This window comes from Ulvibacter sp. 2305UL32-6 (assembly GCF_058148545.1).
Genome location: NZ_JBYVKA010000003.1, coordinates 536128 through 549105, shown reverse-complemented (window position 1 = coordinate 549105; position 12978 = coordinate 536128). Strand labels below are relative to the sequence as shown.

Sequence of the window (12978 nt, the reverse complement as noted above, 5' to 3'; positions counted from 1 at the left end):
ATGCTTATAAATTAGTACTATTTATTAAATCTTTTAACGCCTTTTTCCATTCTCTAATTTCAAAGGAAAACGTCTGTTCAAATTTTGTCGTGTCCAATACGCTATATGCTGGTCGCGCGGCAAAAGTACGGTAATGGTCGGTTTTTACAAGTCGCAGCGCATTTTTTTGCTCTGTAAACTTCAAAATGGCTTCCGCAAAATCATACCATGTTGCACTCCCTTTGTTGCTAAAATGATAGGTTCCGTAAGCATTACTATCTGCTTTGATTATTGTCAAAATTGCTTTTGCCAGATCATTCGCATTGGTTGGTGTACCCATTTGCTCTGTTGTTATTGCAACCTCTTTTTTAGTCTTCGCAAAACGCAAGATAGTATTCAAAAAATTATTTCCATATTGAGAATAAAGCCATGAAGTCCTGATTATAAAATAATTAACTCCGCTTTTTTCAATATTTACTTCACCCTTTAATTTTGACTCTCCATATACACTTAAAGGCTTTGTTGAATCTTTTTCGGTATATGGAAACTTACTTTTTCCGTCGAAAACATAATCAGTCGATATGTGAATCAATACAGTATCAGTGTCTTTACAACAATGTGCCAGCGTATTTACCGCCTCTGCATTGGTTTTAAAAGCTGCGTCAGCATCACTTTCTGCTTCTTCAACTAGGGTATAACCTGCTGCATTGATACAATAATCAAATGTATTTTTGCTAAAGTATTCCTTTAACTCCTCATCATTCTCAATATTCAATTCTGCTCTGGAAACAAAGGTAAAAATAGCTTCGGAAAAACCGTGTGAAGCATCATTTATGCATCTCCCAAATTGACCATTTGCCCCTGTAACTAAGATTTTCTTCATTGTATTGCCTCCGAAAAGGTAGGAAGTTTTAGGTCTTTTTCTGAAATTACCAATTCTTCCTTTCCAAGATGCCAATCAAGAGCCAAGGTTGCGTCATTGTAAATAATACCGCTTTCTGAAGCCTTATGGTAGTAATTATCACATTTATAGGCGAAAATAGATCTTTCAGAAAGGGTCACAAAGCCATGTGCAAACCCGCGTGGAACAAATAATTGTTGTCGCTTCTCTGCATCCAATATTACAGAAAAGTGCTTTCCGAAGGTTAAGGATTCCTTCCGAAGATCAACCACAATGTCTAACACTTTGCCTTCGATCACCCGAACTAGTTTCGCTTGTGCATATTCACCCGTTTGATAATGTAATCCGCGTAACACACCGTGACTTGAAATTGATTGATTATCCTGTACAAAACGTGTGTTTAAACCCGTCTTTGAATGAAAATCCTGTTCATTAAAGGTTTCAGAAAAGGTTCCGCGTTCGTCTTGGTGAATCGATGGTACTACTAAAAAACATCCCTCTAGTGTTGTCTTTATAATTTCCACGCTTATGTAAGTTGCATTAAATGTTTTCCGTAGCCACTTTTAAGCAGTGGTTCGGCCAATTTTATGAGTTGTTCTTTATTGATAAAGCCCATTTCAAAAGCAGCTTCCTCAATTGCGCCAATTTTAAGACCTTGACGTTCCTCAATGACCTCAACAAATTGAGAGGCTTGCATCAAAGAAGAAAAGGTTCCTGTGTCAAGCCATGCCGTGCCTTTATCCAAAATACTTACGTGTAAATTTCCTTGCTGTAGATAAGCGTTGTTCACGTCGGTAATTTCAAGTTCACCGCGATGGCTCGGCTTTATATTAGCAGCGATCTTCACCACGCTGTTGTCGTAAAAATAGATGCCTGGTACCGCAAAGTTCGATTTTGGTTGTTTTGGTTTTTCTTCTATAGAGAGTGCCTTTCCGTCGGTATCAAAAGCAACAACTCCATACCGTTCTGGGTCGTGAACGTGGTAGGCATAAATAATTCCTCCATCAGGATCATTATTTGCCTGAAGCAATTCCTTTAATCCAGATCCATAAAAAATGTTGTCACCAAGGATCAAAGCAACTTTATCTTCGCCAATAAATTCTTTTCCAATGATAAACGCTTCCGCTAAACCATTGGGGTGTTCTTGTATCTCATACTGAAAATTACATCCCAGCTGCGAACCATCTCCCAACAACTTTTTAAATAGGGGTAGATCTTGTGGTGTTGAAATGATCAAGATCTCTCTAATTCCTGCCAACATTAGTGTTGATAATGGGTAGTAGATCATGGGCTTGTCGTAAACTGGCATAAGCTGTTTGCTTACCGCCAAAGTAATAGGGTGTAAACGAGTTCCTGATCCTCCAGCTAATATGATTCCTTTCATAGCAATCTATCTGTATTATTTAAATACCATTGTACGGTTTTTTTAATTCCGCTCTCAAAATTTTCTTTGGCACGCCAACCCAGTGTGTTTTCGATCTTAGAAGCGTCTATAGCGTATCTAAAATCGTGGCCTGGTCTATCTGTCACAAAAGTGATTTGATCATGATAAGAGCCTTCTTTAGGCTTTATTTCATCCAACAAAGTACAAATGGTCTTTGCAATGTACAGGTTTTGCCGCTCGTTCTTACCCCCAATATTATAGGTTTCTCCCAAAACTCCCTGCTCAACAGCCATTTTGATGCCAATACAATGATCCTCAACATAGAGCCAATCACGTATGTTTTTACCATCGCCATAAATAGGAATAGGCTCCCCAGCAATGGCTTTTCGTATAATCGTTGGAATTAATTTCTCTTTATGCTGATTAGGACCGTAATTGTTTGAGCAATTCGTAGTCACAACGGGCAATCCGTAGGTGTGGAAATAGCTTCTTACAATAAAATCGCTAGACGCTTTTGAAGCGCTATACGGACTATTTGGCGCGTATGGCGTATCCTCAGTAAACAAGCCCGTTTCTCCCAAAGTTCCATAAACCTCATCGGTGGAAACATGTAAAAAACGTGCCTCCTCAAAACCTTTTTTATTTATATTCGGACCATCCATCCAGGTTTTATAAGCAGCCTGTAATAAGTTAAATGTACCAACAATGTTGGTTTCAATAAATGCGCCAGGTCCTGTGATCGAATTATCAACATGAGATTCTGCAGCAAAATGAACCACTTGCGTAAACAAATTTTTACTGAAAAGTTCATGCACTAACGCAGCATCACAAATATCTCCTTGAATAAAATGATAGTTCTTTTTGTGAGAAACCGATTCCAAATTGGCAAGATTTCCTGCATAGGTTAGTTTGTCAAGCACAAAAACTTCGGCCTGGGTGTCTTCAAGAAGATAAGCGACATAGTTTGACCCTATAAAGCCTGCGCCGCCTGTTACTAATACTTTGTTGCTTTTCAAAATATATTTTTAGATTAGTCTAAAATCTGATTTAACATCTTTTCAGTGATTTCGTACGTCGGTTTTACACCACTTGTTCCCAATCCACCAGAAGCTAAAGTGCTTCCTGTTTCTAAAGGGTTATCACTTGCATAATATGCATAGCGTACTTTAACTTTTTCATTAATACTACCTCTTATTTTTGAGGCTGCTTGTATTGCTTTTTGGTAATGCGCTCCTTCCATTTCAAGCCCAATTACATTCCAAGACGATTTGTGGAAAAACCGAAGTACGTCTCTATTCTGAAGCGATGTTCCCAAAACAGTGATCATAGATCCTGTACAAACTTTAATACCCGAACCATCAAAATCTTTCTTTTTAAGACCGTTTTTAAACGGATAGTTATCTGCCGTGCCTTCAAAAACATGAGCAGAAGGGATCATAATATCGCCTTTACCGCCTTCCAAAATCCCCGCTTTCCCCATTATAGAAACAGATGCAACATTTAAAAATTGGTTGCCATTTGTGCCTTGATAAGGTTTCAGTAATTCATCCATGGTTTCGTAAGCCTGTTCGCCAAAAGCATAATCCATTACAATGATAATTGGATCTTCTTTTTTCTCTTCGGAAGAACTAGTTCCTGCTTTCCGAAGCGATTCAGGAAACTTAGAAGTATCAAAGATCTGTACATTGATATTAGTTCCGCTCGAATCGGGCAAATAGGTCATCCCGTGTTTTAAAGCAACCTTTTCTACCTTGGCTCTTAACTCACTATTTTTAGAGCTACTTAAGGCTTCATAGAGCTCCATAGAGGTTTTGTTCTTTCCTTCCTTAATCAGCGCCATTCTAGCAAATAAGGTGTTCATTACGCTGTGCATGTTTGCGCTAATGATATGAATAGGACGTTCCAGCAATTGTTGATGCTGGAGAACCGACTTAATATTTAAGGCCCAGCGTTCACCATGGATATGATGCCCCAACCGCTCGCGCAGCACCGGACTAAACGTGATGATACGTTTATCGTCTTCTAAAGACTCTTCAATAGCTCTTTTTCCGAGGTAATAAATAATATTTAAAAAGCGGTTCGGGTTGTTTTCGCTAGCAAACAAAGGGTAGATCTCACTAACTTCTTCGAAAGTGCGGCCCAAGAAATTGGCCGTATGTGTAAGTGCGATCTCTTTTTCTTCCTGACTTAACTTGCCTTGCTTTAATACCGCGGCTTCCAATTTCTTCCAGTCGCGAATCACATCACCCTCATCATTGATCACTACGCTTCGCATGATCTTATGAGACTCTATATATAAAAAGGTTAGATGAGTAAGAATATCATAGATCTCAGAACGTCCACGAGTTACTTCAATATTCATTTGAAGTTCATCGATTCGGTAACAATTACGGCGCCGTTTTTCTGGAATAATAGCCTCAAAGTGTGAGTTTTTATAGCCTTCATCGCTTGTGAGGTTCACAAATTTACATTCTTCAATACCAACTGGAAGTCGGTCCATTACATATAGCAAACCCTGTAATTCCATCTTATCATCACCAATAGAACCGTAAATTTCCGGCCTGAGAATCAATAAAGATTCTCTTAAAGTTTCTCCAGAAACACCCATAGGCTTGTAAAAACCTCTATTAAAAAGGTGTCGCATGGTAATATAAAGTCGCTCAATAGCGCCTGTGCTCTCTTGAGCGCGGGTTCGTGTATGTGATTTTAGTTTTGTCATTGAAGCAAAGATACTATTAATTTCATCCTTGTAATTGGTGCAATTGGTCTGCGATCTTACGATCGTTAGACAGCCTCGGAACCTTATTCTGACCCCCTAATTTGCCTTGAGATTTCATATAATCATTAAAGCTATCTCGTTGTAAGGCCTTTATTTTCAACGGCTGCAACACCTTGCCTTTAATAAGGTCATAATAATAGGTGTTCTGCCCTTGCATGGCGATGTCTAAGGCTTTTGCGATATCTTCCAGCTGTTTGGGTTGCTGCTCAAACTCGATCAGCCATTCATGATAGGGTAGTTCGTTTTCGGCGGTGTTGGTTTGTGGTGCCACGGTAAATTCAGTAATAGAAAAAGAAAAAGCGGTCATAGCTTCTTTCATCGCTTGCTCAACTTCTTTCCCGATCACATGCTCTCCAAATGCAGAAATAAAGTGTTTAATACGGCCTGAAACGATCACGCGATACGGTTTGAGTGAGGTAAATTGTACCGTATCGCCAATATTATAACCCCAGAGTCCGGCGTTGGTTGATATAATGATAACATAATTAACGCCTAATGCTACTTCGCCTATAGTGAGCCGTTGCGGGTTTTCGTCAAAAAATGTATCGGCTTTGATAAACTCGTAGAACATCCCACTATTAAGCTGCAACAGCATTCCTTTTTCACGCTGCGAATCCTGAAAAGCGAAAAACCCTTCGCTGGCGGGATACAACTCAATACTGTCTACTTTGCGTCCAATTAAAGCCTCAAACTTTGCTCTGTAGGGTTCGTAATTTACACCTCCGTAGATAAAAAGATTAAAATTTTTAAATAAATCACCAACCGACTTGCCTGTAACGGCACGCAGGCGCTCAAAATACATTTGAACCCAAGACGGAATTCCGCTAATAACGGTCATATTTTCGTTTTTGGTCTCTTCAACGATCGCATCAACCTTCGTTTCCCAGTCGGCGATACAATTAGTTTCCCAGCTTGGTAATCTGTTTTTCTGAAGATACCCAGGAACATAATGCGCAACAATCCCTGAAAGTCGGCCTAATTTAATACCATTCTTTTCGGTCATTTCCGGACTTCCCTGCAGAAATATCATCTTCCCATCTACAAACTCTGCCTTTCCAGTTTCGTGAATATAACACAGTATAGCGTTCCTAGCGGCTTGCATGTGATAGGGCATAGATGCCTTGGTCAACGGAATATACTTAGCACCCGAAGTAGTACCCGATGTTTTGGCAAAATACAGCGGCTTTCCAGGCCAAAGAATATCTTCTTCACCTTCAACCACGCGATCTACGTAGGTTTTTAATGCTTCATAATCACGAATAGGCACTCGCGAAATAAAGTCCGTGTGATTTGTAATACTCTCAAACTGATGATCTTTTCCGAAGACAGTATTTTTTGCTTCGGAAATGAGCTGTTCAAACACCTTCTGCTGTGTCGCAATAGGGTCGTTAGACCAAGTCCGCATCTTTCGGACCACGATCCCAGCAAAAATCTTAGCGGCAAACGATTTTAATGACATAGATTAATCGAAGTCTATAATATTGGTTGGATCAATGGGATTTCCATCAAGCCATAATTCAAAATGCAAATGAGGTCCGGTTGTAAGTTCTCCTGTATTGCCCGCAGTAGCAATTACTTCGCCGCCTTTAACCAGGTCGCCTTGTTCTTTCGATAAGGAAGCGTTGTGTTTGTATACCGAAATTAGGTTATTAGCGTGTTTTAAGATCATTACATAGCCTGTTTCGGCAGTCCATTCAGCAAAGATCACAGTTCCATCGGCCGTAGCTTTTACAGGCGCATCTTTGGTGGTAACGATATCTACGGCATAATGCTTTTTTTCAGGATCATAACCGTCGGAAATTGTTCCCTTTACAGGCGCAAATAATACAAATTTCACTTCATCGTCACGCAACAAAGGGTTGTACTTATCTTCTTGCGATACTTTCTCTCTTAATAGTGAATCTTCTCGCGAAGCACTAAAATCAATTATACTAGGATCGGTTTGTGCGGCTCTAATAACAGAATCTTTATTGAAATCGACTGTTTTAACATCTCCGGTAAGCACTTTTCGTATTGAATTGATATACTGTTCATTCACAGAAACCGTCTGTTGCAATGAATCTGCCTTAAAAGTAAGGTCTGTAGCTTTCTTCCGAAGTGAAGTAGAAGAGTACCCTGGAATATACTCCCGAAGTGGAGTAAACGCAATGATAAGTGTAGTTAGCGCAATAAGTAACAAAGCCGAAATAATACTAAACACAAATACATTTAGTCTATTTAGCTTAAAGGAAAATCGCTCTTCAAAAGTGTCTTCGTTTAAAACCACAAGACGATACTTATGTAGAAGCTTTTTACGTATTTTTCTTCCTTTTTTTTCTTTTTTAACCATTGGTTTTGCTTGATGAATACAAATATAAAATAAACTACGGGCGCATTATGCTAATCTTCCATTGAAAACGTTTTATGTTAGGAAATCTTGTTACCTTTGTGACATAAAATTTGAAATGATGACTGCACTTTTACTACCCTTAGCAATAGGCCCATGGCAAATCGTTTTAATCGTAATGGTTGTTTTGCTTTTATTTGGAGGCCGAAAGATCCCAGAATTGATGCGCGGACTAGGAAGCGGAATCAAAGAATTTAAGGATGCTTCAAAAGAAGACGGCGATGAGTCTAAAATTGAAAATAAAAATTAACGACTGATTTATTCAGTATAAAAAAACCCGCTAAGCATTATGTTTAGCGGGTTTTTTTGTACTAATTGAAATTTCTTTACTGCAATTTCGCGCTTTTTAAGATAGATTCTAACTCAAATTGAAGATCGCGTTTAGCAACCGACGGTGCATAGGTAAAGCCTTCTAAGATCAAATACCTATTGTTTTTTTCATCACGTACCGCATAATTGATAAAGGGACCTGCCATGTATTCGCCTTTTACATCCCAGGTTCCTTTTGTTTCGTAAGCAAAATGGCCATCGATCTCGCTTTCAAATAAGTAAGGCGCATAGGCTTCTTCGGTTTGAAAATGTCCGTCATCCTCAACAGGCATCAACGCGCCACCAATAGAATCACGAATTTTAATAATATCACCCACAATCGCACTATCTCTGCCTATAAGGTTCATAGGAACTTGATACACAATAATGTTGGTACTTCCAGACTCTAGCTCCTTTCGCATCCAGAAAAAATCTTCGGCGTTTCTTGCTACATGATAGGCAGAAGGAATTTTCATATCCACACCAAAACGGTATTTTAATGAATCTGTTTTCATAGTCGAAATAGACGTTCTACGCTGACGTTCTTTTATTTCTGAATTTTTTAGCGCTTTGATCATACGATCTGCGTCCTTTTTAAACAATGCAATAAGTGCTTCTTCTGAAGGTGCCGATACAATGATCCCTGTTTGGGGTCTTGCATACTCGTCGTGGGCTATTTTCACTTTCTCTTCTGCACCTATGGTCACGTGTAAAAACAGTCTGTTTTTGCGTGCAAAGCCGGTATATGTAGCCGGTGGCATTTGATTCATAGAAAAAATAGGCTCGTCTTGTGGAAGGCCGTGTGTGGGGGAAGCAAAATAATTTCGGATTTCTTCACCAACATCTCCGTTCCAGAGTTCATTTTCAATGATCACCTGTAGATTATTGATATTCCCTGAAGAATCAGGCTTATAGGTATTGTCTTTTTTTCCGCTTTCTTGGCAAGAAATTAATAGCAAAATGGCAAAAATGCCTAGGTAGATGCGTTTCATGGAAAAATATTTTGAAAGAAACGAGTACTGTTTATCCCTTTTGGATCTTCAGTTTCATTCCTGGTTTGAGTTTGTTACCGCTAATATCGTTCCACTTTTTAATATTATCAATAGATACCCCTGGAAATTTTTGTGAAATACTCCATAGCGAATCGCCCTGCTTTACCGTATAGAGGTTAAAGTTTCCGGAAATCGGTGTAGTGGTACTGGTATTCGTGGGTGTTGTTGTCTTTACTGAAGCGCTTGGTTTTCTTGGGTGAATGGTTAAACGCTGACCTATTTTTAGATTGTTACTTCTTAGACCATTCCATCGTTTAATTTGCCCTACGGTAACACCGTATTTGTTAGCGATCTTTCCTAAGTAATCACCACTCCTTACCCGATAACGAAGACGACTTTCGGCAACTAAAAGTTCGGGAAGTGGTTTTTCTCTTTTGTTAAATTCAGCCTCCGCATAGGCGTAAATAGCATCTTCATTTGTAACAAATTTGCCTACCACATCTAAAGGCAAGCGAAGGGTATAGATTTCATTTTCTATTACTGGAATCACACCCAATTTATATGCCGGATTCAAAAATTCCAATTCGGCAAGATCCATATCCGCCACTTCAGCAACCTGTTGTAAAGTGATCTGTTTTTTTACGTGAACTGTGTCTGTTGCTATATACGGAATTCTGGGGCCCTCGCTTTTAAATCCATGCTCATCGGCATACTCAAAAATATACATTGTAGCTAAAAAAGCTGGTAAATAACCAGCTGTTTCACGAGGAAGATGCGGTCTAATATTCCAATAATTGGTGTATCCGCCAGAGCGACGTATTGCTTTAGAAACATTCCCCGGACCCGAATTATAGGCTGCCAAAGCAAGGTCCCAATCATTTAGGCTTTCATATAATTTTTTTAAATATTGTGCGGCAGCTTCTGTAGCCATAAGTGGATCACTACGCTCATCTACGTACGAATTTACATCGAGGCCGTACATTTTTCCTGTAGCGAACATAAATTGCCACAAACCGGTAGCTCCTACACGTGACTTGGCTTGCGGTTTTAAGGCAGACTCCACTATGGCTAAATATTTTAATTCGAGGGGTAGGTCATGTTTATCTAATGTTTCCTCAAACATTGGGAAGTAATAATCACTCAATGCCATAAGTCGGCCCATCGTTCTCCGACGATTTTTTAAATAGCTTTTAATTACCGATTCAAGCGAAGGGTTATATTCAACGTGGAATGGTGTTTTGGCGTTCAATGCCTCCAAGCGTTGCTTTAAAACTTCTGTGGGAAGTTCTTCATAATCAACAGGTGTGTAGGTTTGATCTGTAATACTTCCATAGATCTCTTCATACATTTCGTTATTGTACAGTGCGTCTAACCAAAGGCTATCGTATTTTCTTGCGACCGCTAGGTCTTCCAAAATAAAAACAGAGGTGTCCTTGATCTTTGTAGCCACTACCGTTGTGGGTAGATCTCCAGAAACCTGATTTACGGTTATGGAATCTATGATCTGAATTTTAGTTTTCTTTAAAGAGTCTATGGTGGTTTTCTCCATCTGTGCCCAACACAGGGTAACACTGAAAAGTAGGCTAAGAGATATAATGATCTGCTTCATATGCATATAACGGAAGAAGTTCTATAAAAATTTGTATAAATGTAAGCAATTGTAAAAAAGGAGCAAATTTCAGCACAATTGTGCTCTTATTCCTTTTCTATGGCTTCAATACCTGGAAGCGATTTTCCCTCAAGCATTTCCAACATCGCTCCGCCGCCTGTAGAAACATAACTCACTTTATTACTTAGGTTAAATTGTTTTACGGCAGCTACCGAATCTCCGCCGCCAACAAGGGAAAAGGCGCCGTTTTTTGTAGCTTCTGCGATGGCGTTTCCTAGCGAGATGGTGCCGTGTGCAAACTTTTCCAGTTCAAAAACACCAACAGGACCATTCCACAATATCGTTTTAGATTTTAAGATCACTTCCTTAAAAATGGCATTCGTTTTTTCACCAGTATCTAAGCCCATCCAACCTTCAGGAATATTGTCTATTGGAGAAACATCTATACTTGCAAATTCAGAAAAACTGTCGGCAATAATTGCATCAACTGGTAAGTGGACGGCTACATTTTTTGATTCCGCCTTCTTTAAAATTTCAAGGGCAAGTTCTTGTTTATCGTCTTCAACCAGCGAGCTACCAATCTTTCCGCCCTTCGCTTTTACAAAAGTAAAGGCCATTCCGCCGCCAATAATAAGGTGATCAATTTTGTCAAGAATGTGTTCAATGATCGTGATCTTGGAAGAAACCTTAGCACCTCCAATAATAGCAGTTACGGGTTTTTGGCTTTCTGCCAATACCTTATTTACATTGGTTATTTCCGAAGCAAGCAATAAGCCGAAACATTTATTACCAGGAAAGAAATCGGCTATCACTGCCGTAGAGGCATGTGCTCTATGTGCGGTTCCAAAGGCGTCATTTACATAAATATCTCCAAGTTTTGATAAGGCTTCGGCAAAACCTCTATCGCCTTTTGTTTCCTCTTCATGGTATCGCAAATTTTCTAATAGTAGAATTTCACCTGGCTGAAGGGCTGCAGCGGCATCTTCGGCAACAGGACCAATACAGTCTGAAGCAAATTTAACTTGTACACCAATGATCTCACTAACCGTTTCTACGATATTCCGAAGTGAAAATTCGGCTTCTTTATTTTTAGGACGTCCTAAGTGCGAAAGGAGAATACAACTTCCTCCATCCTCTAATATCTTGATGATGGTAGGCTTTGCAGCTGTAATTCGAGTGGCATCGGCCACCTCTAGATCTTCATTTAAAGGAACATTAAAATCAACACGAATGAGTGCTTTCTTATTAGCAAAATTAAAGTCATTTACCGTTTTCATAGCGCTATTTTTGAGAGACAAATATACATATTTAGTGGGTTTACTTCGGAAGTAAAAAAAACGTAGTTTTGCGTATGGATTTTTCGGAAGTCATAGGTCAAAAACACCTTAAAGCACACCTGCTTAAAACCATTGAAAATGGTCGAGTTCCGCATGCACAATTATTTGTAGGTGCTGCAGGAAGTGGCATTTTACCAATGGCTATTGCGTACGCAAATGCTTTATTGGCAAGCAACCATGCCCCTGGAAGTGACAAACAACAGCAATGCGCGCTTAAGGTTGCTAAACTATCGCATCCTGATCTGCACTTTGTCTATCCTGTAAATACAAGCGACAAAGTAAGTAAAAATGCCGTTTCCTCACATTACGCTGACGATTGGCGTGCCTTTGTAGCCACAAATCCTTATGGTTCCTTATTTGACTGGCTTCAATCTTTGGGTATTGAGAATAAACAGGGAAATATTAGTGTTAATGAAGCACAAGATATTTTAAAGACGCTTTCATTGAAATCGTATGAGGGTGGTTATAAGGTGATGATTGTTTGGATGGCCGAAAATATGAATACAGCAACAGCTAATAAGATTTTAAAGCTTGTTGAAGAACCGCCAGACAATACTGTCCTCTTATTATTAACCGAAAGCGAAGAACAAATTATTGCCACTATACGTTCTCGTTGTCAAAAGTTAGACTTTCCATTACTATCAGAAATTGAAATATCTAATCAACTAATTGATAATCAAGGTGTTGAAAGTCTTAGGGCCATTAATATAAGTCGCCAGGCAGCAGGCAATTACAATAAGGCCTTACACATTTTGCAGGAAGATAGTGATGACATTATTTTTGAAAAGTGGTTTGTTGATTGGGTTAGAGCTGCTTTTAAAGCCAAAGGAAATAAAAAGGCGATCAATGACTTGATTGCTTGGAGTGAAAAAATTGCGGGAAAAGGTCGTGAAACACAAAAAAAGTTCCTCAGCTATTGTATAGAAATTTTTAGACAAGCCTTACTTAAAAATTATAAAGCTGATTCTCTTTTATATTTTCAATCAAGTGACGGCGGATTTGCCATTGAAAAATTTGCCCCCTTCATTCATCAAAATAATATTTTTGAGATCACCCAAGCGCTTGAAGAAGCATCTTATCATATTGAACGAAATGGAAACGCAAAGATCATCCTTACCGATCTTTCCATTCAACTTACTCGACTTATTCATAGAAAAGAGCACGCATAAGATATTTTTATAAACAATTGAACCGCTATAATTATTATCTATATAAATTAAGGTCGTTTCCCGGCGTTATATGCTTTTTCTGAAATTGTTCAGCACTCTTTATTAGCGCGCTTCGAATGATGCCTTAAAACGC

Annotated in this window: 12 protein-coding genes; 2 read left to right on the top strand and 10 right to left on the bottom strand. The window is 39.0% G+C overall.

The genetic code is table 11. The annotated features are described in order from the left end of the window. Positions 1-4 precede the first annotated feature (4 nt). The 7 genes from rfbD to ACY2RU_RS12195 are packed head-to-tail and all read right to left on the bottom strand — an operon-like array spanning position 5 to position 7372. Positions 5-862, bottom strand: a complete 858-nt coding sequence (rfbD, locus tag ACY2RU_RS12225) for a dTDP-4-dehydrorhamnose reductase (protein WP_490138744.1) — start codon at positions 860-862, stop codon at positions 5-7. Continuing rightward, a complete protein-coding gene (gene rfbC, locus ACY2RU_RS12220; RefSeq protein WP_490138743.1) occupies positions 859-1404 on the bottom strand; it encodes a dTDP-4-dehydrorhamnose 3,5-epimerase in 546 nt (181 codons plus the stop codon). The genes rfbD and rfbC overlap by 4 nt, the downstream gene beginning before the upstream one ends. A 2-nt stretch (positions 1405-1406) precedes the next feature. Next, on the bottom strand, positions 1407-2264 hold the full coding sequence (rfbA, locus tag ACY2RU_RS12215) for a glucose-1-phosphate thymidylyltransferase RfbA (protein ID WP_490138742.1): 858 nt from the start codon (positions 2262-2264) through the stop codon (positions 1407-1409). Further along, positions 2261-3280, bottom strand: a complete 1020-nt coding sequence (gene rfbB, locus ACY2RU_RS12210) for a dTDP-glucose 4,6-dehydratase (protein ID WP_490138741.1) — start codon at positions 3278-3280, stop codon at positions 2261-2263. The genes rfbA and rfbB overlap by 4 nt, the downstream gene beginning before the upstream one ends. 14 nt (positions 3281-3294) lie before the next feature. Further along, entirely contained in the window at positions 3295-4983 is a 1689-nt protein-coding gene (locus ACY2RU_RS12205; protein ID WP_490138740.1) for a DUF6909 family protein, read from the bottom strand. Positions 4984-5005: 22 nt separating this feature from the next. Continuing rightward, positions 5006-6502, bottom strand: coding sequence for a GH3 auxin-responsive promoter family protein (locus tag ACY2RU_RS12200; protein WP_490138739.1), 1497 nt, complete (start codon positions 6500-6502; stop codon positions 5006-5008). Positions 6503-6505: 3 nt separating this feature from the next. After that, positions 6506-7372 carry a M23 family metallopeptidase gene (locus tag ACY2RU_RS12195; RefSeq protein ID WP_490138738.1) on the bottom strand — a complete coding sequence of 289 codons (867 nt, stop codon included), beginning with the start codon at positions 7370-7372 and terminating at the stop codon, positions 6506-6508. Positions 7373-7490: 118 nt separating this feature from the next. Between ACY2RU_RS12195 and tatA the strand changes: the two genes are divergently transcribed. After that, positions 7491-7679 carry a twin-arginine translocase TatA/TatE family subunit gene (tatA, locus tag ACY2RU_RS12190; protein ID WP_490138737.1) on the top strand — a complete coding sequence of 63 codons (189 nt, stop codon included), beginning with the start codon at positions 7491-7493 and terminating at the stop codon, positions 7677-7679. Between the two features lie 76 nt (positions 7680-7755). On the opposite strand, the gene ACY2RU_RS12185 is transcribed toward tatA, so the two are convergent. From ACY2RU_RS12185 to ACY2RU_RS12175, 3 genes are all read right to left on the bottom strand, one after another. Continuing rightward, positions 7756-8730 carry a DUF4837 family protein gene (locus ACY2RU_RS12185; RefSeq protein WP_490138736.1) on the bottom strand — a complete coding sequence of 325 codons (975 nt, stop codon included), beginning with the start codon at positions 8728-8730 and terminating at the stop codon, positions 7756-7758. A 31-nt stretch (positions 8731-8761) separates the two neighbouring features. Then, complete coding sequence (locus tag ACY2RU_RS12180) at positions 8762-10339, bottom strand: LysM peptidoglycan-binding domain-containing protein (RefSeq protein ID WP_490138735.1); 1578 nt, start codon at positions 10337-10339, stop codon at positions 8762-8764. Positions 10340-10425: 86 nt separating this feature from the next. Then, positions 10426-11616: a phosphoglycerate kinase gene (locus ACY2RU_RS12175; protein ID WP_490138734.1), complete on the bottom strand. Its 1191-nt coding sequence runs from the start codon at positions 11614-11616 to the stop codon at positions 10426-10428. Between the two features lie 74 nt (positions 11617-11690). On the opposite strand from ACY2RU_RS12175, the gene ACY2RU_RS12170 reads away from it, so the two are divergent. Next, positions 11691-12845: a DNA polymerase III subunit gene (locus ACY2RU_RS12170; protein WP_490138733.1), complete on the top strand. Its 1155-nt coding sequence runs from the start codon at positions 11691-11693 to the stop codon at positions 12843-12845. Positions 12846-12978 lie beyond the last annotated feature (133 nt).